Source organism: Flavobacterium sp. MMS24-S5 (assembly GCF_050320125.1).
Lineage (GTDB): Bacteria > Bacteroidota > Bacteroidia > Flavobacteriales > Flavobacteriaceae > Flavobacterium > Flavobacterium tyrosinilyticum.
In genome coordinates, this window is record NZ_CP190016.1 from 5,290,860 (window position 1) to 5,309,527 (window position 18,668).

General features: G+C 35.6%; 19 protein-coding genes and 1 pseudogene. 15 read left to right on the forward strand and 5 right to left on the reverse strand.

Going from position 1 to position 18,668, the window contains the following annotated elements:
• Genes ACPWTF_RS24380 through ACPWTF_RS24415 form a run of 8 tightly spaced genes read left to right on the forward strand, consistent with a single transcriptional unit; the run spans position 1 to position 7,956 of the window.
• Positions 1–690, forward strand: coding sequence for an urease accessory protein UreF (locus ACPWTF_RS24380; RefSeq protein ID WP_343587189.1), 690 nt, complete (start codon positions 1–3; stop codon positions 688–690).
• A gap of 31 nt (positions 691–721) precedes the next feature.
• A complete protein-coding gene (ureG, locus tag ACPWTF_RS24385) occupies positions 722–1,360 on the forward strand; it encodes an urease accessory protein UreG (protein WP_144213159.1) in 639 nt (212 codons plus the stop codon).
• A gap of 4 nt (positions 1,361–1,364) precedes the next feature.
• The gene (locus ACPWTF_RS24390) at positions 1,365–2,162 is read left to right on the forward strand and encodes an urease accessory protein UreD (RefSeq protein WP_427873681.1); all 798 of its coding nucleotides are present in this window, start codon (positions 1,365–1,367) and stop codon (positions 2,160–2,162) included.
• A 7-nt stretch (positions 2,163–2,169) separates the two neighbouring features.
• Positions 2,170–2,868, forward strand: coding sequence for a hypothetical protein (locus tag ACPWTF_RS24395; RefSeq protein WP_111424813.1), 699 nt, complete (start codon positions 2,170–2,172; stop codon positions 2,866–2,868).
• Between the two features lie 34 nt (positions 2,869–2,902).
• Positions 2,903–3,787, forward strand: a complete 885-nt coding sequence (locus ACPWTF_RS24400) for an urea transporter (RefSeq protein ID WP_427873682.1) — start codon at positions 2,903–2,905, stop codon at positions 3,785–3,787.
• A 5-nt stretch (positions 3,788–3,792) separates the two neighbouring features.
• A complete protein-coding gene (locus tag ACPWTF_RS24405; protein ID WP_427873683.1) occupies positions 3,793–5,850 on the forward strand; it encodes a TonB-dependent receptor in 2,058 nt (685 codons plus the stop codon).
• A gap of 12 nt (positions 5,851–5,862) precedes the next feature.
• Positions 5,863–6,669: a DUF2490 domain-containing protein gene (locus ACPWTF_RS24410; RefSeq protein ID WP_427873684.1), complete on the forward strand. Its 807-nt coding sequence runs from the start codon at positions 5,863–5,865 to the stop codon at positions 6,667–6,669.
• A gap of 60 nt (positions 6,670–6,729) precedes the next feature.
• The gene (locus ACPWTF_RS24415) at positions 6,730–7,956 is read left to right on the forward strand and encodes a RidA family protein (protein WP_427873685.1); all 1,227 of its coding nucleotides are present in this window, start codon (positions 6,730–6,732) and stop codon (positions 7,954–7,956) included.
• 119 nt (positions 7,957–8,075) lie between these two features.
• On the opposite strand, the gene ACPWTF_RS24420 is transcribed toward ACPWTF_RS24415, so the two are convergent.
• Positions 8,076–8,960, reverse strand: coding sequence for a helix-turn-helix domain-containing protein (locus ACPWTF_RS24420; RefSeq protein ID WP_427873686.1), 885 nt, complete (start codon positions 8,958–8,960; stop codon positions 8,076–8,078).
• A 545-nt stretch (positions 8,961–9,505) separates the two neighbouring features.
• Positions 9,506–10,135 (reverse strand): nitroreductase family protein, encoded by a 630-nt coding sequence (locus tag ACPWTF_RS24425; protein ID WP_427873687.1) that lies wholly within the window; start codon positions 10,133–10,135, stop codon positions 9,506–9,508.
• Positions 10,136–10,403: 268 nt separating this feature from the next.
• On the opposite strand from ACPWTF_RS24425, the gene ACPWTF_RS24430 reads away from it, so the two are divergent.
• The 4 genes from ACPWTF_RS24430 to ACPWTF_RS24445 all read left to right on the forward strand — a co-directional run bounded on the left by ACPWTF_RS24430 (position 10,404) and on the right by ACPWTF_RS24445 (position 14,243).
• Positions 10,404–11,453: a DUF1852 domain-containing protein gene (locus ACPWTF_RS24430; protein ID WP_427873688.1), complete on the forward strand. Its 1,050-nt coding sequence runs from the start codon at positions 10,404–10,406 to the stop codon at positions 11,451–11,453.
• 30 nt (positions 11,454–11,483) lie between these two features.
• Positions 11,484–12,515: a methionine synthase gene (locus tag ACPWTF_RS24435; RefSeq protein ID WP_427873689.1), complete on the forward strand. Its 1,032-nt coding sequence runs from the start codon at positions 11,484–11,486 to the stop codon at positions 12,513–12,515.
• Positions 12,516–12,574: 59 nt separating this feature from the next.
• Positions 12,575–13,567, forward strand: a complete 993-nt coding sequence (locus ACPWTF_RS24440) for a bile acid:sodium symporter family protein (protein ID WP_427873690.1) — start codon at positions 12,575–12,577, stop codon at positions 13,565–13,567.
• A 223-nt stretch (positions 13,568–13,790) separates the two neighbouring features.
• Positions 13,791–14,243, forward strand: coding sequence for an Lrp/AsnC family transcriptional regulator (locus ACPWTF_RS24445; RefSeq protein WP_095929232.1), 453 nt, complete (start codon positions 13,791–13,793; stop codon positions 14,241–14,243).
• Between the two features lie 139 nt (positions 14,244–14,382).
• Here the strand turns inward: ACPWTF_RS24445 and ACPWTF_RS24450 are convergent, their stop codons facing one another.
• On the reverse strand, positions 14,383–14,931 hold the full coding sequence (locus ACPWTF_RS24450; protein WP_427873691.1) for a TetR/AcrR family transcriptional regulator: 549 nt from the start codon (positions 14,929–14,931) through the stop codon (positions 14,383–14,385).
• A 216-nt stretch (positions 14,932–15,147) separates the two neighbouring features.
• On the opposite strand from ACPWTF_RS24450, the gene ACPWTF_RS24455 reads away from it, so the two are divergent.
• Together ACPWTF_RS24455 and ACPWTF_RS24460 are read left to right on the forward strand one after the other, a co-directional pair.
• Positions 15,148–16,206 carry an NAD-dependent epimerase/dehydratase family protein gene (locus tag ACPWTF_RS24455; protein WP_427873692.1) on the forward strand — a complete coding sequence of 353 codons (1,059 nt, stop codon included), beginning with the start codon at positions 15,148–15,150 and terminating at the stop codon, positions 16,204–16,206.
• Between the two features lie 19 nt (positions 16,207–16,225).
• On the forward strand, positions 16,226–16,648 hold the full coding sequence (locus ACPWTF_RS24460) for a DUF2141 domain-containing protein (RefSeq protein WP_427873693.1): 423 nt from the start codon (positions 16,226–16,228) through the stop codon (positions 16,646–16,648).
• Positions 16,649–16,752: 104 nt separating this feature from the next.
• Here ACPWTF_RS24460 and ACPWTF_RS24465 read toward each other — a convergent pair whose 3' ends face one another.
• The gene (locus tag ACPWTF_RS24465; protein ID WP_427873694.1) at positions 16,753–17,103 is read right to left on the reverse strand and encodes a winged helix-turn-helix transcriptional regulator; all 351 of its coding nucleotides are present in this window, start codon (positions 17,101–17,103) and stop codon (positions 16,753–16,755) included.
• Positions 17,104–17,174: 71 nt separating this feature from the next.
• On the opposite strand from ACPWTF_RS24465, the gene ACPWTF_RS24470 reads away from it, so the two are divergent.
• The gene (locus ACPWTF_RS24470) at positions 17,175–18,107 is read left to right on the forward strand and encodes an NmrA/HSCARG family protein (RefSeq protein ID WP_427873695.1); all 933 of its coding nucleotides are present in this window, start codon (positions 17,175–17,177) and stop codon (positions 18,105–18,107) included.
• Positions 18,108–18,333: 226 nt separating this feature from the next.
• On the opposite strand, the pseudogene ACPWTF_RS24475 reads toward ACPWTF_RS24470, so the two are convergent.
• Positions 18,334–18,531, reverse strand: a pseudogene (locus ACPWTF_RS24475) (XRE family transcriptional regulator); the annotation flags it as partial.
• Positions 18,532–18,668 lie beyond the last annotated feature (137 nt).

The window sequence follows — 18,668 nt, forward strand, 5'->3', positions numbered from 1 at the left end:
ATAGAAAACACTTATTTAGGAAGTCTTCTTCATTTGGCAGATCCGACTTTACCTATTGGAGGCTATACACACTCCAACGGTTTGGAGACTTATGTTCAGGATGAAGCGGTAAATTCTGTAGCTTCAGCAAAAGAGTTTGTTTCAAACATGTTAATGTATAACATTAAATACAACGATGCATCTTTCTTGAAATTAGCTTATGTAGCGGCTGCAAATAATGATTTGGAAACTATCGTAAAATTAGATCAAGAATGCAGCGCTTTAAAAAGTCCACGAGAAATACGTGAGGCAAGTCAGAAGTTGGGAATTCGACTAATTAAGATTTTTCGAAGACAGAAAGCCTTTGATCTCATTAGCAATTATGAACGTGCAATTGCCAATAAAGAAGCAACGGCACATTATTGTATTGCTTTTGGATTGTACGCACAGTTATTAGAAATTCCGTTAGATGAAGCTTTATTCGCATTCTATTACAATGCCGCTATCGGGATGATTACCAATTCGGTAAAGCTTGTACCTCTAGGACAATTAGATGGACAAGATGTTTTATTCGAATTACAACCGCTGATTAAAAAATTAGCAAAAGAAACCTTAACAATAGACAGAGAACTTGTAGGTCTTTGCAGCATCGCGTTTGATATTCGATGCATGCAACACGAGAGGCTTTATTCAAGATTATATATGTCGTAGAAAAAGAGAAAAGAATAAAAAAATAAAGAAAATGGAAACTAGAAAATATGTAAAAGTAGGAGTTGCAGGGCCTGTAGGATCAGGAAAAACTGCATTATTAGAACGTTTAAGCCGAAAAATGCTAAACGATTATAATTTAGGCGTAATCACCAATGACATCTATACTAAAGAAGATGCCGAATTTATGGTAAAAAACAGTTTGTTGCCAAAAGAAAAAATCATTGGAGTAGAAACAGGAGGTTGCCCTCACACTGCAATTCGCGAAGATGCGAGTATGAATTTGGAAGCAGTGGATGAATTAGTTTCTCGTTTTCCTGATATCGAATTAATTCTAATTGAAAGCGGTGGAGATAATCTTTCAGCAACCTTTTCGCCAGACTTGGCCGATGTGACAATTTTCGTAATTGACGTTGCCGAAGGAGAAAAAATCCCTCGTAAAGGTGGACCTGGTATTACAAGATCAGATTTGCTTTTGATAAACAAAATTGACTTAGCGCCATATGTAGGAGCTAGTTTAGAAGTGATGGAGAACGATGCACGTAGAATGAGAAAAGGTGCACCGTTTGTATTCTCAAACCTTAGATCTACAGAAGGAATTGATGAAGTTATTGGCTGGATCAAGAAATATGCATTGCTAGAAGATATTGAAGAACCAAATTTAGTTCGTTAATCAAATGGTAAGTACCCTAAAAATAGAAATAGAAGAAAGGGATGGGGAATCATTTTTAAGAGATGCATACGTGACACAACCCTTCAGGATTATGCCTGTTGGACAGTACAAATCTGATGGAGCTTCATATTTGATGATCATGAGTTCATCACCTGGAATTTTAAGCGGTGACGTTTACGATATACAGGTGAATGTAAAAGAAAATGCCCGTTTGCAATTGCAGTCACAATCCTATCAGCGATTGTTTAATATGGAGGGGAGTGCTTCGCAGATCATGAATGTCAAAATGGAAAAGGGAACTTCTTTCTCGTACGTTCCTCATCCTGTAGTGCCTCATGAAGACTCAACATTCAAAAGTCATAATAAGATTTATATTGAAGATGATTGTGATTTGACAATAAGCGAAATTATTACCTGTGGGCGCAAACATCACGGAGAAACTTTTAAGTATGCTCATTTTCAAAATCTTCTAGAGGTTTATTATCACGATAGACTGGTCTTAAAAGACAATGTTCTCTTAAGACCAGATATTATGCCCTTAGCTGCGATGGGTTTACTGGAAGGCTTTACCCATCAAGGAACTTTTGTATATCTCAATACAAAAGATGACGACTTGGAAGATCGTATAGAATACTTTTTTAAAGAACTAGAAGGACTAGAAAATGTATCATTCGGAATCAGTAAGCTAGAAGCAAACGGTTTTGTCATTAGAATTCTAGGAAATGGAGGAGAGCAAATGTTTGATTTCTTCCGAAAAGTGCAGGATGTGCTTTGGGAAGAAAAAGCAGTAATACAAATTTAAGCAGATTATGGATTCAAATTTAATAGCATTATCAATTACAGCGATCAGCATCAGCTTTTTTCATACGGCTTCGGGACCTGATCATTATTTGCCATTTATTGTTTTGTCAAGATCTCGCAAATGGAGTATGTCCAAGACAATTATGCTTACAATAGTTTGCGGTTTCGGACATATTTTGAGTTCGGTAGTTTTAGGATTTATTGGGGTTTTCTTAGGATGGCAAATCAATAAAATAACATTTTTCCAAGATTTTAGAGGCAATGTTGCAAGCTGGGCACTGCTGTTATTTGGTGCAATTTATCTTATTTATGGGCTTTGGGCTGCATACAAGAACAAAGCGCACAAACACTTTGACGTAATGGGAGAAGATGTATTTGTGTTTTCGCATAAACATGGAGAAGTAGTTATGCCTACGAATCGAGTTAAAGTAACGCCTTTAGTTTTGTTTGCCATTTTCGTAATGGGACCAAGTGAACCTCTAATTCCTTTATTATTCTATTCTGGATTGAAACGTTCTGTTGGCGAAATTTCTACAATCATTGGTGTTTTTACGCTAAGCACCGTTTTGACTATGCTTGGTATGGTGCTTTTGGGAGTATATGGATATTCTTTTTTCAAAACGGAAAAACTAGAACGTTATACCCCAGCAATTAGTGGAGCAGTAGTTTTAGCATGTGGTGTCGGGATGGTCTTTTTAGGCTGGTAATTCAAATAATTTTTATTTCTAGAAGTATACACAAATGAAAAAAATAAAATCAATAGTAGAAACAGTGCTTAAAGGCATTGGGCAAATCATGCTTCAAGAAAGTGCTTGGACAGGGTTATTATTTTTAATTGCGATATCTTATGACTCGACCCTGATGGGAGTTGCAGCTTTGCTGAGTTCTATAATTGGTACTGCGACAGCAAAAATTTGCAATTTCAGTAACGAAAATATAAAGGCAGGTTTATACGGATTTAATGCAACGCTAGTAGGAGTAGGATTAGTTTTCTTCTTTGAAACAAGTCCTTTAATATGGTTTTTACTTGTTTTAGGATTTGTACTAAGCACATTGCTAATGGAATTTTCCATTCGTAAAAAGATTCCCTTTTTCACCTTTCCTTTTATCGTTATTACGGTAATTGCTGTTTTGAGTATTCAGCATTTTGGATTAGCAGTTGCAAGAATACCTGCAGCTAATATAGAAATGAAGGAGCTTGAAGATTTTGCAGTAGCAGCGCATGCCTATAGTGAAGTGATTTTTCAGGGAACTATTGCTGCAGGTTTGCTGTTTTTTATAGGAGTTTTTCTCAATAATCCTACAGCAGCTTTATACGGATTTCTAGCGGCGGTAATTGCAGCGGCAATTGCACATTTTGATCAAGATTCTGTAAAATTAATAGAAGATGGAATGTTTAGTTTCAACGCTGTTTTATGCGGAATTGCATGTAGCGGAACAAAACCAAGAGATGGATTATATGTATTGCTATCAGTAATCATAGCAACATACTTTGACATTTTTATGATGCATAACGGATGGATTACACTTACGTTTCCATTTGTTTTATCGATGTGGGTAATTGTTTCCCTAAAAAAAATAGTAGGTCGTTTTGAAAATAAAACGGCAATTGTAGAAGAAAATTAATAATAATGAGAAACAAACTTTTTACAGCAATTGTAATAGTATTGTTAGTGATGCAAAATGGATTTGCTCAAGAAGCAAATAAGCCAGAAGCAAAAAAAACAGAAGTAAACAAATCAGAAGCAGATACAGTGCATCTGAGTAAAATAGTAATTAGTAATATCGACTTCAGAAAACAAATAATGAAAGTTGATTTAAAAATGGCTCCTGTAAATTCTGCGCAGGATCTATTGCGAAAAGTTCCTGGACTTTTTATTGCCCAGCATGCTGGAGGAGGTAAAGCAGAACAAATATTTTTGAGAGGTTTTGATAATGACCATGGAACCGACATCAGCGTTATAGCTGACGGAATGCCAGTAAACATAGTCTCACATGCGCATGGACAGGGATATGCCGATTTGCATTTTCTGATTCCAGAAACGATTAAAGATATCGATTTTGGAAAAGGATCTTATTATGCAGATAAAGGAGATTTTAATACCTCAGGATATGTCAATTTCAGCACTTTTGACAGATTAGAGAATAATCTTTTCAAAATTGAAGGAGGGTCTTTCAATACGATGCGTGCAGTTACAATGCTGAATCTTTTAAATAAAAACGAGAAAGACAAAAGTTTCTATGTAGCGGGTGAATTCAATTATACCGATGGACCGTTTGATGTGAAACAGGATTTTAAACGCATTAACTTTTTGACTAAATACAGCCAATGGATTGATGAAAAGCATTATTTCTCTATTCTAGGATCTACGTTTAGTTCAGACTGGAATGCCTCTGGACAAATTCCTGAAAGAGCAGTCGAAGAAGGAATTATAAGCAGATGGGGATCTATAGATCCAACTGAGGGCGGAAGAACATCGAGAACTAATTTGGCATTAAATTATAGGTATTTAGCCAACGAGAACGAAGAGTTTTCTAGCAATTTATTCTATTCTAAATATGATTTCAATCTGTTCTCAAATTTCACTTTTTTTCTAAATGATCCTGTTTACGGAGACGAGATTCAGCAAACTGACAATCGTTCTATTTATGGACTTGAAAATAAGTATGTCCGACGATTTGCATTTGAAAATAGCAATATGACTTGGACATCAGGAGCGGGCTTCCGTTTTGATGATATCAAGGATTTACAACTAAGTCATGTTTTTCAGCGTGATTTATTGTTAGATAGAATGTCTGATGCATCTGCCTCTGAAATCAATGTCCACGGCTATACCTCAATTGATTATAGAATAGGGAAATGGCTAATCAATCCATCAGCTAGGCTAGACTATTTTACCTTTAGTCTTCATGATCGACTTGCTAGTTTACCTTCGGCGAAAGAAGCTTCTGCGGCTAGAGTAAGTCCAAAATTGAATATTTCGTATACACAGAATCAAAATGTGCAATGGTATATTAAGTCTGGTTTTGGATTTCACTCAAACGACGTAAGAGTTGTAGTAGCACAACAGGGAAAAGATATTCTTCCTTATTCTTTTGGAAGTGATTTTGGTGTTATTCTGCGCCCAACAGCCAATATGATTATTCAGCCAGCAATTTGGCACATGTATTTGCAGCAAGAATTTGTATATGTTGGAGACGAAGCTGTGGTAGAACCTTCAGGAAAAACACGTCGTTTAGGTTTTGATTTGAGTTTGAGATACCAGCCAATTCCTTGGTTATACCTAGACGGAGATCTTAATTATGCTCACGCACGTTTTATTGATGAGCCAAAAGGAGAAGATTATATTCCGTTGGTTCCAACCTTTACAAGCACCGGAGGTGTAGCGGTAAAACTTCCTTCGGGTTTCTCGGCAAATCTGAGATACCGTTATATGGATTCGCGACCTGCCATAGAAGACAATTCGGTTAGAACACGAGGCTATTTTGTTAATGATCTTGTCTTGGCTTATGGAAAAAGAAACTGGGAAGTAAATATGCAGTTTCAAAACATCTTTAACACCAAATGGAATGAAGCGCAATTTGAAACAGAAACCAGACTTAGAGACGAAGCTAGTTCAGTATCAGAATTATGTTTTACTCCTGGAACTCCTTTCGCTGTAAAAGCAGGAATAAGCTACAAATTTTAAACTTTAGAAAATATGAAAAACGTGTCTGCAAAAAGCAAATTGCTATTGGCAGTGGTCATTTTTGTGGTCACATTTAGTAATAAATCATACGCACAGTTAAGCCCACCAGGTTTAGGAGAGGCAAAAAATGCTTCTTGGTTTGCCTTTGGGGTCAGGCAATCTTTAGATTCGCTTAAACAAAAAGAATCGACAACTTATGTAGGTGTTGGTTTAAAAAGTAGTCCAGATGAGAATAATCCATTTTCTAAAATGGCAATTCTGGTAATTAACGAGGAAATTTCCAACCGTTATAACAAGAACTGGGAATACTCGTATGCGCTAAGCTACAGAAGATCTAATAATTACGACTCTCAAGCGCCTTATGAAGAATTAAATCCTGCAATTGAACAGGAATTTAGAGTATACGGACGCTATTCTTATATCACAGAAGGCAACGGACTGAAATGGAAAAATACTATAAGACAAGAGTTTAGGGAATTTTTCAATCCTGATTTTAGTAATACCGAAGAGAATTTTCAGCTACGTACACGTCTTAAAACACAGCTAAGCTTGGATTTAGGAACTACCAAAACACATCATATAATAGGTGGAGCAGAAGTTCTTTTTGCAATAAGCAAAGAAAATGAACCCGAGAAAGAATGGTCAAAATTTGATTATAAAGAAAGCAGACTCACTCTTTACTACTCACTTACTCCACATGAAATTCCATTTGTTTTCGATGTAGGCTATATGTATAACCTCATTGGAAAAGGGACAGATATTTCAGATGTGAATTATTTAGCCTTAGATATAATTTGGAAAAATCCTTTTGGGGCATGATAAGCTAATAGAAAGGCTAGTACATAAAAAGTAATTATAAAAACAGAAATTAAACAAATTATGAGCGAAATTAAAAAGAACTCGAGAAACACAGAAAATGCGCCAAAAAGCCCATTTTCAACGCAAACTGTAGCATTTTCTCATTACAACAATTTCTCGGCGCAATTGCCTATCGATCCTAAAACAGGAGAAATAGTTATTGGCGGTATTAAAGAGCAGGCAAAACAATGTTTGACCAATATTCAAGCAATTGTAGAAAGCATTGGTCATGTTATGGATGATGCGGTAAAACTAACTGTTTTCTTAAAGAATATTTCTGATGTAGAAGCAGTAGACGAAGTGTACAAAACATTCTTCAAAAGCAATCTTCCAACTCGTACAACGGTTGCCGTAGAAGCTCTGCCATTAGATGGCGCTTTAATTCAGATAGATACTCTTATTTCAAACGGTGAGGGAACAACTCCGCAAAAAGCTTTAGATCTTGTTAAAGTGACCAGAAATGCAGAAAATGCACCTAAGAGCATACATGCGCATAACGTATCGTTTTCTCACTATAGCAATATTTCTGCACAATTGCCTATCAATCCACAATCTGGTAAAATTGTTGGAGGTGGCGTAAAAGAACAGACTGAACAATGTTTAGAAAATATTAAAGCTATTTTAGAAAGCATTGGACACGTTATGAATGATGTGGTTAAAACGACCGTTTTTCTTAAAGACATTTCAGATGCTGAAGTTGTGAATGAAGTTTTAGCAAAATTCTTCCCAAACTATGTTCCTGCAAGAACAATTATTAATGCTCGAGCTTTACCAATAGATGCTTTGGTTCAGATTGATGTAGCAGTCTCACATGGTGACGGAACGCCTCCGCAACTTCCAGAAGATGCACGTTTTTTAGTTATTGAAGCAAATAACACAGAAAACGCACCAAAAGTTCCGTATTCGCACACAGTTGCTTATTCACATTACAATCATATTGCAGGTCAATTGCCTTTAGTTCCAGAAAACAATCAAATAGTTGGAAGCGGAATTAAAGAACAGGCTACACAATGTTTAAACAATATCAAAGCAATTGTAGAAAGTATCGACCATAAAATGGATGACATTGTTAAAATAAATATTCAATTAAAAAATATTGAAGACCTTGATGCTGTCAACGAAATTTATACTTCATTTTTCAGCGGAGATTTGCCTGCAAGAACAGTAATTGGAGTTTCGGCAATTCCGAAGGATGCTTTAGTTCAAATTGATGCTGTTGTTTCTAATAGTGAAGGTACACCAGCTTAATTTATAAGCTAAAATTTATATTTTTTAAGTAGAGTCTTTTTTAGACAAAAAACGCTTATAACAGGATTTTTAAACATCCTGTTTAAGCGTTTTCTTTTTTTATGAATGAGTTTTAAATTTTAATGTTTTAAAAACTGTGTTCGATAATCAGAAGGTGACTCTCCTGTCACTTTTTTAAACATACGTGAAAAATAAGAAGGCGATTGAAAATGCAGCTCAAATGCTATTTCTGCTATTTCTTTCGAATTATCTTGCAAAAGAATTTGGCTGTGTTGAATCGTAATTTCGTTTATCCATTGCTTTGGTGCCTTTCCAGTAGTTTCTTTAACGCATTTGTTCAAATAATTGTCTGATATTTTTAATAGATTGGAGTAATAATCGATGTTTTTATGTTGAATATGGTTTTTCTGAACCAATTCTCTAAATTGAAAAGAGATAAAACTTGCACGGCTAAGTGATTTATTATCAGTATTTTCTGTTCGTATAATTTTTAATAATGCAGATTGAAGAAGAGATGTAGTAATTGCATTAATATGTTCGGTTTGGTTCAATTCCTCTTCCAGTAATTCAAATAAACGGATAAGCCAATTGATTTGGTTAGGATTTAAAATAGAGAAAGGCGAAGTGTAAAAAAAGTTTAGATCACTTGTAGTCAACGCAATTTCAGTGATCACCTCATTTTCATAGATAACAAAAAAACCTTCAACATCGTCTGACAGTTCTAATGTTGCTGTAAAATTCCCTTGTTTGATACTGAGCGCTTGATTGGCATTAATTTCAAAAACCGATGTTTCCAGCTGCTGTTTTACATACCCTTTTGTGACAAAAATTAGAAAATTAAAGGTGGTTTGATACGGATTAACGGGAATTACAATTTTCTTTAAATAATTCTCAATTCGGTACAGTTGTACATTCGAATTATTAAAGAGATTATGAGCAGATATATCTGGAAGAAAGAACTTCTTGTACTCATAATTGCTGAGTAATTTAGGGTTATTTTTCATTAAAACCTTATTTTATGCTATAGCTGCGAATGTATATTTAACAAGTTGGGATAAGCGATTAAATATAAACTCTTAAAAATTGGATATGTAGTTAAAAACGAAACAATAAAATAAGCTATTTTCTTTTATTTGTTTCAGTAAACAAAAGTGTGGAATATATGGCCAACAGGGAGTTAACGGGAAGTTAAAATATAAAAAAAGGAAAAGAAATTTCTATTATCCTGCACTGAAAACCCATATGTTATTCTTTTTGCTCTAGGCGGAGGCGGAGGCTGAAAAAGGGTCAGCAAAAGAGGATTTCTTTTTGAAACACATATTGCTTATGGAAGACTATTATTCGACGTAAAGAAAACGGATCATACTAATGTGCAAACATTTGGGTTGAGTTGCGGGATATAGGTTTTAATAAACTGGATCCTTCTGCCACAAAACTTATGCAGAATAAAAACGGTATAATCTACCTGAGCTTTTTGTGGCAGAAAAAGTATCGAGTCTAGACGGTTGAAGGTATACTTTTACCGTAATAATTAATATAACTCATTATATTAGTAAACTTTCGTTATCATTTCGTCTATAGGTAAACGAACTTTTTTCGTAGCTGCCATATAGTCCTTTTCCGAATCGCGATATCCTAAAGCAAGGATAACTGTAGAATGTAACCCTTTTTCTTTCAAACCCAAAACCTCATCGATAATGGCAGCATTAAATCCTTCGATAGGAGTTGCATCCACTTTCAATTCTGCCGCTGCAATAAGTGCAGTTCCTAGTGCAATATAAGCCTGTTTGGCTGCCCAAAATGCTTTTTGCTCTGCGTTAATAGCGCTGAAATAAGAATTCAATCCATTTCTAAATCCTGATAATGCACCAGCATCAAGACCTCTTTGCTTTTCTGTCATTGCCATATAATCGTCAATGTAAGTCGAAGACATATCACTGAATGCGGCAAAAACCAACAAATGAGAGCAAGAGCTAATCTGTCCATTATACGAATCAGCACCTAATTTTTTTTGAATTTCAGGGTTGCTTACAACAAAAACACGGTAAGATTGCAGACCACAAGAAGATGCTGAAAGATTTATAGCCTCTAAGATTTGATCAATCTTTTCTTCTGCTACTTTAATGTTGGAATAAGCTTTGGCAGCGTAACGCCATTTTAGATTTTCTATCAAATTCATTACTATATCTATCTTAAATTTCAGCAAATATAAATTATATTGTTTTCTTTTTCGAGCCTTGAATTGCTATGGGAAGCTTCAAATTGGTCATATTCCGGTTCTCTAAAGAATAATTATCTGTTTTTCCTTGTTATTGTATTTGCAAAAAGATTAATAATCTTTAAATATGTGTTAAAAAAGAATAATTATCTGAATTTTTGGATTATTAAAAATATTAAATCTTTTATTTTCAAATTTGCAGGGTAAAAATACTAAACCTTGTCATCAGATGAAAGCGAACATACAAGAAGATTTAAGAAACGAAAAGCAGGATATCGAAAACGCCCAAAATACAATCCAAAATGATTTTGTGTTTACGCTAAAAAGCACTTGTTTAGATGAAAATTATCACCCCTCAAGTAAAACGCGTCTGACAACCAATTTTGCTAACTTGGCAAGAGGAGCTAATCGTCAGCAAAACTTACGCAATGCTTTAAATATGATTAACAATCGATTCAATGCATTGGCTCATTTGGATAATCCAAAAGGAGATCGTTACTATGTAGAACTTGAAATTCTTACAGTAACGATGAGTATTGATGATAAGAATGGTAGTAACGATCTACCGATGATTGAAGTTTTAAAAACAAATATTATTGACCGTAAAACTGGCCAGCAAATCGAGGGAGTTGCTGGAAATAATTATTCTTCTTATGTACGTGATTATGATTTTAGTATTTTATTGATCGAGCACAATAAAAATAAATCTAATTTTTCTATTCCTGAAAATTTTGGTGATTTACACGGAAAACTTTATAAATGCTTTGTGAATTCAGCGACTTATAAAGAGCACTTTAAGATGTCACCGATCATTTGTCTAAGTGTATCGAGCAACAAAATGTATACTCGCACTGAGTATCAGCATCCGGTTCTAGGTTTTGAGTATCTGCAGAATGAGTATTCTCTCACTGATGAATATTTCTCTAAAATGGGCTTAAAAGTTCGTTTTTTCATGCCTGCGCATAGTGTGGCGCCGATGGCTTTTTATCATTCCGGAGATCTGCTTGCTGATTATACTGATCTTGGACTAATCAGTTCAATCAGCACGATGGAGACTTTCCAGAAGATATATCGCCCTGAAATTTACAATGCAAATTCAGTGGCTGGAAAAATCTACCAGCCTAGTCTTAAACACGAAGATTATTCACTGACTCGCGTGGATTATGACCGCGAAGAGCGCAGCCGACTGGCTGTTGAACAGGGTAAATATGCAGAAGAGCATTTCATTAAGCCTTATAAAAATCTCCTGGAACAATGGTCTGCTAATTTTACCCTTTAATTGATTACAACGCCTTAAAATTATACTATTATGAAGAAATTATTATTGCCTACCTCTATTGTTGGAAGTTTACCCAAACCTGCCTGGCTTGCACCACCCGAAAAACTTTGGTCACCATGGAAATTAGAAGGCGATCAGCTGCTTGAAGGAAAACAAGATGCTTTACGCATTTCTTTGCAGGAACAACAATTGGCAGATCTGGATATTATTTGTGACGGCGAGCAGACACGTCAGCATTTTGTAACGACTTTTATCGAGCATTTAAGCGGTGTAGATTTTGAAAATCGTAAAACGGTAAAAATCCGTAACCGTTATGATGCGAGTGTTCCAGTGGTTGTAGGTGAGGTTGCACGTCAAAAAGCAGTTTTTGTTGAAGATGCTAAATTTTTACGTAAACAAACTAATAAACCTATAAAATGGGCATTGCCAGGCCCGCTTACAATGGTAGATACCTTATACGACGACCATTATAAAAGCCGTGAAAAATTGGCGTGGGAATTTGCGAAAGCACTCAATGAAGAAGCAAGAGAGCTTCAAGACGCAGGTGTAGATATTATCCAGTTTGATGAACCTGCATTTAATGTGTTCTTTGATGAAGTAAACGATTGGGGAATGGCAGCATTAGAAACGGCCATTGAAGGTTTGCACTGTCAAACTGCGGTTCATATTTGCTATGGTTATGGAATACAGGCCAATACTGATTGGAAAAAGACATTAGGTTCTGAGTGGCGACAATACGAAGAAATTTTTCCGAAAATTCAAAAATCTAAAATTGATGTGGTGTCTTTAGAATGTCACAACTCCAATGTGCCTTTAGATTTAATGGAACTTGTTCGAGGTAAAAAAATAATGGTTGGTGCTATTGATGTGGCTACCAACACTATCGAAACACCAGAAGAAGTTGCTGCTACCCTGCGCAAAGCTCTTGAGTTTGTAGATGCCGAAAATCTTTATCCTTCGACAAACTGCGGTATGGCCCCGCTATCTCGGGACGTAGCCAGAGGCAAGTTAAGTGCCTTAAGCGCAGGAGCAGAAATTATACGCAAAGAACTTGGGATTTAGTCTCAATATATTAATAATGGAGTCCGTGTCTCCACGGAAAAATAATATTTAAAAACACATTGAATAAATTATTAGAAGTATTAAAAAAAGCAGGTTTCGATGGTTTCCTGTTAATGATAGCCACCATGATTCTGATGGCTTATTTTTTGCCACAGCCAGGTATGGTCAAAGAACCTGTTTCGCTGGAAGAGATTGCCAATGCTGGCGTTTCCTTAATTTTCTTGTTTTATGGCATGCGACTGAGTGTTGAGAAACTAAAAGCTGGACTTTCCAACTGGAAAATGCACATTGTCGTCCAGTTGACCACCTTTTTATTTTTTCCGCTCCTTGTTTTGGCATTTCGCCCGTTGTTTGTCAATAACGGTTTCGAGCTGCTTTGGCTGGGTGTATTTTTTCTGGCAGCATTGCCATCTACAGTATCCTCTTCCGTGGTCATGGTTTCCATTGCCAAGGGAAACATTCCCGCAGCCATTTTTAATGCAAGCATTTCCAGTTTAATCGGAGTAGTGGTTACGCCGCTCTGGGTTGGGCTATTTATAGCTTCTGCGACAGGCGATTTTGATGTCACTCAAATCGTCATAAAGTTGATTCTGCAAGTCTTGTTGCCTGTCATCATTGGTATAAGCCTCAATTCCCGTTTAGGAGCCATTGTCGAAAAATACAAGAAACAGCTCAAATATTTCGATCAGGCCGTTATTCTAACGATTATTTACACGTCGTTTTGCAAGTCATTTTCCGAACATCTTTTTGAAGGCTTTACCGCCCTTGAACTTGCCGGACTCGCTGCAGGTATGATGGCGTTGTTTTTTGCCGTATTTTTTTGTGTCGGACTACTCAGCCGCCTGCTTGGTTTTTCAGATGAAGATCGTATTACTGTTTTATTCTGCGGATCTAAAAAGTCATTGGTACACGGCACCGTTATGTCAAAAGTACTTTTTCAGCACAGTAGCATCACCGGCATCGTATTGCTGCCCCTCATGCTTTACCATGCCTTGCAATTGATTGCCGCTAGTATCATCGCTCAGGGTATGGCTCGACGAAAAGAAGTATAATTTTTTATTTATGGTGTGAACCTTTATCTTTTTTTCGATAAAGGGCACCAAAGATAATGCTCCCCGCTATAAAATAATGCCTTTTTAGATTTTTCTTACTTTGAACATAAACTTTGCAGTATGTTATGTTTTTAATTTCTGTAAAATAAGATTTTTGTATTGTTTTTGGTTATATTTGAAGAATTTTATTCTGTTTTAGAAATAAATTAAACCAAAATATTCTATGGAACAAATAGACGATATTGATCTTCAGTTATTAAATATACTACACGATAATTCTAAGTATACAGTAAAAGAGCTTGCTAAGATGGTAAATCTTTCGGCATCGCCTGTTTTTGAGCGAATTAAAAGATTAGAGAACAGCGGTTACATTAAGAAATATATAGCACTCCTTGATGCAGAAAAATTAAACAGAGGGTTTATAGTTTTCTGTAATATTAAACTTAAACAGCACGATCGTAATATCGGGAATCAATTTGTTAGTGATATTATGAAAATCGAAGAAGTTGTGGAATGCTATAATATCTCAGGAGATTACGATTTTTTAATGAAAGTTTCTGCCAAAGACATGAAGCATTATCAGGATTTTGTGTTTAATAAATTGGGATCAGTAGAAAGTATAGGAAGTACCCAAAGTACCTTTGTTATGTCGGAGATTAAAAATTTGTACGGATAGTTCTTCGATGGTTTATTATTTGAAATTGGCAAACTTTTTTTATCTGTTGTGTACATTTTTTCCTAAAACAAGAACTTGATTTCGTCAAGATTCTGCTTTTTCAAATTAAGTACAAGCAAAAATTATTTTGGAATTACGATTACAATTTATTGAGTTTATTTACCAGATAACTTATTAATTGTGCAATACTTTCAGCAGGAATGGAGAAATCATTTTCGATCCAATTTTTGATGACAGCAATACTTCCTTTTTCTCCAAATTGGTATGCCATTTCAGCAAAAGGCTTTACTTCGGCAGTAAGTTCTATTTGATTTTCAACTGGAAAATTATTCCGAACACTTCTCAGGATTCGCGACAGAATTCCGCTTCCATCTGCTTTGGTAAACACAATTTTACTCATCTGCTTATCGCTTTCCAATAACTGGCAGCTGAGCAGTATCACATCATCCATATTGGTGCTTTTACGCAAAACCGCTGAGAGTTTTTCAAAAACATCATCTTCTATTTCAAGTAGTATATCGAGCGGAATATTATAATGTCGATAAAATGTATTGCGGTTGACATCGGCAGTTTTACACAGTTCGGTTATGGTAATTTCGCTCAATTCCTTCTCGTTCAATAAACTAAATAATGCCTCATGCAATATTTTTTTAGTATACTGAACCCTTCTGTCTTTTCTTAAATCCATCACAAATTATTTTATATACGCTACAAAAGCATTGGTCTTTGTTCGCTAATGTACAGTAACATCCTTTTTTGAAACAGCAAATACATTCTTCTTTAATAGTTTTACGTAGTAATCAAAAAGAACACAACGTTAAATATTGAACATACTGTATAACAAATATAGCTTTTTCATCAAAATTGAAGCGGATTGAAAGGACAAATGATAAATTAAAAAAAAATGGAAAATAAGATATCACGAAAAAAAATACTGCTCACTGGTGCATCTGGAACTGTAGGAATTGAAACCTTGCAGCATCTGGTTGAGCATACGGATTATGAAATAACGGTTTTTGATCTAAAAACCCAAAATTCGGTAAAAAAACTGGCTCCCTTTCGATCTCGTGTAGAGATTATGTATGGCGATATCAGCAATCGACAAGAAGTGCTAAAAGTTGCTCAAAATAAGGATGTAGCTATCCATTTGGCAGCGGTCATTCCACCTCTTGCAGATATAGCTCCGGAGATGGCTTACAGTGTAAATGTGAAAGGAACCGAAAATCTTATTTACGCTTTAGAGAAGAACTCACCAGATTGTTATTTGATTTTTAGTTCCAGTATTTCAGTTTATGGCGATCGGATGAAGAATCCCCAGATATGTATCACTGATATTTTGCAACCCAGTCCAGGTGATCAGTATGGAGAAACAAAGGTATTGTGTGAGTCCTTGATTAGGAAATCCAAATTATCATGGAGTATTTTTCGTCTGGCTGCCATTATGGGAAATCATAAAATATCCAAATTGATGTTTCACATGCCGCTGGATACACCAATGGAAATCTGCACGCCAAAAGATACGGGTAGAGCTTTTGCTAAAGCAATTGAAAACCAAAAAAAACTAGAGAAGCAAATATTCAATTTGGGAGGTGGAGCGGATTGTGTTATTACTTACGAATCTTTTCTAGACAAAATGTTTGCTGAATTTGGCTTAGGCGAAGCTAATTTTCCACAAAAGGCGTTTGCAGAGAAAAATTTTCACTGCGGAATTTTAAAAGATGGTGAAGATTTAGATAATATTCTGGGTTTTCGACAGCAAAATTTGAATGATTATTTCGAGATGGCTCGCCAGAAAATTCATCCTCTCCAAAAAAAAATCACCTTCATTTTTAAAAGTATTATAAAAAAATGGCTGCTCTCACAGTCAGAACCCTACCAAGCGTTTAAAAAAGGGAATGTAAAAAAAATGACTCATTTTTTTAACCAATTGGAGAAAGAGAAGCTAGAAAATGTTCTATTTTAAATCCTAAATAATATAACTTATGAAAATTAAAATGATAAGCTTGATAGTACTTTTAACAGTTAATTCGGCACTGTTTGCACAACATAATTTCAGCGTTGAAGTATCGGGCGTAGAACCCGGCAAAGGATCTGTTTTTTTTGGATTGTACGATAAAGAGAAAGGCTTTCTTGATAATGAGTCACAGATTGCCACCGCAAAAGTAAAAGCTACAGAAAATAAAGTGGTCTACACGTTCAAAAACCTACCGGATGGCGATTACGCTATTGCTGTTTATCAAGACTTGAATAATAACGGAAAATGTGATAAAAATATGATTGGTTACCCGACAGAAGGATTTGGATTTTCTCAAAATTATAAACCAAGACTCTCAGCACCTAGTTTTGATCAGGTGAAAATTGCAATTAACCAGTATGCTAAAACCAATATTGTATTGATTAAATAGAAGACCTTTGCTGAGTTATGGGAATTGCATATTGTTATACTCTTTGTTATACTCTGCTGATCATGACTACATTATCTCTAACAACAAAGCAGTCCTATTATTTATTAAACTTCCCTGATCTTGTCACGGTGGTTTTTACCCCACTCAATCATTTCTGAAATCATATTGTGCAAAGTATCGCAATATACAGAAGCAGTATATTCGACAATTGGAGGTGAGTTATCATAGACTCTTCTTACAATGAGCTTGTTTAGTTCCAGTTCTTTAAGTTCCTTTGACAAGACTTTACTTGTAATGCCGTTTACACTCCGCTGTATGTCACGGAATCGACTGTTTCCTTGGTGTACAGCTGTCAATATGGGCAGTTTCCATTTCCCGCTTATCACATAAAGAGCATCTTGCAAATGTCTGATCTGCTGTGCATTTTCTGTAATATCTTTTTGTATATCTGGCATCCTTTAGGTAACTGGTATCTTTTGTAAACCAATTAGGACGTAAATTTACAAAAAATTTAAATTACAAAAATATGAAAGATAAATCATTAATACTGGTAGCTGGTGCAGCAGGTACTCAGGGAGGAGCAGTTATTGACGCATTATTAGCTAAAAATATAGCGGTAAGGGCTATTGTTCGAAATAAAAACAGTGAAGCTGCAAAAGCACTCGCTGCAAGGAATGTTGAATTAGCTGAAGCGACGTTCGATGATTTAGAAAGTCTAACTGAGGCCGCTAAAGGTGCAACAGGCGTATTCTCGATGCAGATGGGGTCCCATCCTGGGAATAAAGGAGAGGAAACTAGACATGCAAAAAATCTGGTTGCTGCAACAAAAGCCGCCGGGATTCAGCAGATAGTTCACACCTCTGTTGCCCGCGCGGGAGATCATCAAAACTTTGCGGACTGGGATAAAGGTAGGTGGGAGCCGCTTTACTGGGAAGAGAAAGCTGCAGCTATAAACGCTGTTAAAGATGCCGGATTTACTTTTTGGACGATCATAAAACCGCCGTTTATCATGGTGAATCTGCTTCCTCCTAAAAATGAATGGATGTTTCCTACTATTTCTGAGGGTAAAATAATAAGTCCAACTGCGCCGGATACAAAAATAGACTGGGTGTCTCCTGAAGATATTGGTCGTTTCGCAGCTGAGGCATTTACAGAGCCTGATAAATTCAACAGAAAAGAATTCGCTATAGTGGGAGATTCACTTACAATGGGAGAGGTTGCAGATGCGCTTTCAAGCGTTACGGGTAAGCAATTTGACGCTATTAGTATAACAGATGAGCAAGCCGTCGAAAGCGGATTGTTTAAATGGGGAACCGAAGCTTTTATCTGGCAGAACGTGGAAGGGTATAAAGTTGACCCTCAAGAAGCAGCAGGTTTAGGAATTGAGCCTGAATCGCTAAAAACTTACTTGGAGAGGAATAAATCCCTTCTTTTAGAAGCATATAGTAAATTAAAATAAACTGAATTGAAGAAATCAATTAATACTTTTTTTAAAATTGAAAAACATCTTTTCGAAGATTTTTTAAGGAAAGCTATTAGAATGTCTCCCGAATTCGCCTCGTAAATATTATTCAAAACAACAAAAAAGAGACTCGAAAGTCTCTTTTTTGTTTTAATATATCTTACATGAATAATTACTTATTGATCAATTTTTCAAGCCTCGCCATCATTTCATCTTTCTCTTTCTACATACGCTCGTATAACGCAATCTTTTCTTCATGAAGTTTTTTGATTTCCTCAATAGGATTGTTGTTGAAAATTTCAATTCTGTTATTGAACATTGCATTATCCGAGAAATTACAGGAAATTAAATTCACAGCCTGTTCTTCATCAAAATTCTGAAAAGCTTCGACAGGAATTTTTAATACGGCTGAAATTTGTTTCGTTTGTCTTTCATTGGCTTTGTAAATTTGGTTTAGATATCCTGTGACGGATTGCTACTTAAGTGCATTTTTATGTAAAATTTGTAGAAAAATGTTATATAATTATAAAGAAAAAAAATCTGCTTAATAATGTCATA

What these genes read in the sequence shown, in the direction of transcription:
- ACPWTF_RS24445 (WP_095929232.1), top strand. Translation starts at nt 13,791, where the DNA reads ATGGAACAAATAGACGATATTGATCTTCAGTTATTAAATATACTACAC.
- ACPWTF_RS24415 (WP_427873685.1), top strand. Translation starts at nt 6,730, where the DNA reads ATGAGCGAAATTAAAAAGAACTCGAGAAACACAGAAAATGCGCCAAAA.
- ACPWTF_RS24465 (WP_427873694.1), bottom strand. Translation starts at nt 17,103, where the DNA reads ATGCCAGATATACAAAAAGATATTACAGAAAATGCACAGCAGATCAGA.
- ACPWTF_RS24400 (WP_427873682.1), top strand. Translation starts at nt 2,903, where the DNA reads ATGAAAAAAATAAAATCAATAGTAGAAACAGTGCTTAAAGGCATTGGG.
- ACPWTF_RS24420 (WP_427873686.1), bottom strand. Translation starts at nt 8,960, where the DNA reads ATGAAAAATAACCCTAAATTACTCAGCAATTATGAGTACAAGAAGTTC.
- ACPWTF_RS24450 (WP_427873691.1), bottom strand. Translation starts at nt 14,931, where the DNA reads ATGGATTTAAGAAAAGACAGAAGGGTTCAGTATACTAAAAAAATATTG.
- ACPWTF_RS24470 (WP_427873695.1), top strand. Translation starts at nt 17,175, where the DNA reads ATGAAAGATAAATCATTAATACTGGTAGCTGGTGCAGCAGGTACTCAG.
- ureG (WP_144213159.1), top strand. Translation starts at nt 722, where the DNA reads ATGGAAACTAGAAAATATGTAAAAGTAGGAGTTGCAGGGCCTGTAGGA.
- ACPWTF_RS24405 (WP_427873683.1), top strand. Translation starts at nt 3,793, where the DNA reads ATGAGAAACAAACTTTTTACAGCAATTGTAATAGTATTGTTAGTGATG.
- ACPWTF_RS24395 (WP_111424813.1), top strand. Translation starts at nt 2,170, where the DNA reads ATGGATTCAAATTTAATAGCATTATCAATTACAGCGATCAGCATCAGC.
- ACPWTF_RS24460 (WP_427873693.1), top strand. Translation starts at nt 16,226, where the DNA reads ATGAAAATTAAAATGATAAGCTTGATAGTACTTTTAACAGTTAATTCG.
- ACPWTF_RS24390 (WP_427873681.1), top strand. Translation starts at nt 1,365, where the DNA reads ATGGTAAGTACCCTAAAAATAGAAATAGAAGAAAGGGATGGGGAATCA.
- ACPWTF_RS24455 (WP_427873692.1), top strand. Translation starts at nt 15,148, where the DNA reads ATGGAAAATAAGATATCACGAAAAAAAATACTGCTCACTGGTGCATCT.
- ACPWTF_RS24430 (WP_427873688.1), top strand. Translation starts at nt 10,404, where the DNA reads ATGAAAGCGAACATACAAGAAGATTTAAGAAACGAAAAGCAGGATATC.
- ACPWTF_RS24425 (WP_427873687.1), bottom strand. Translation starts at nt 10,135, where the DNA reads ATGAATTTGATAGAAAATCTAAAATGGCGTTACGCTGCCAAAGCTTAT.
- ACPWTF_RS24435 (WP_427873689.1), top strand. Translation starts at nt 11,484, where the DNA reads ATGAAGAAATTATTATTGCCTACCTCTATTGTTGGAAGTTTACCCAAA.
- ACPWTF_RS24410 (WP_427873684.1), top strand. Translation starts at nt 5,863, where the DNA reads ATGAAAAACGTGTCTGCAAAAAGCAAATTGCTATTGGCAGTGGTCATT.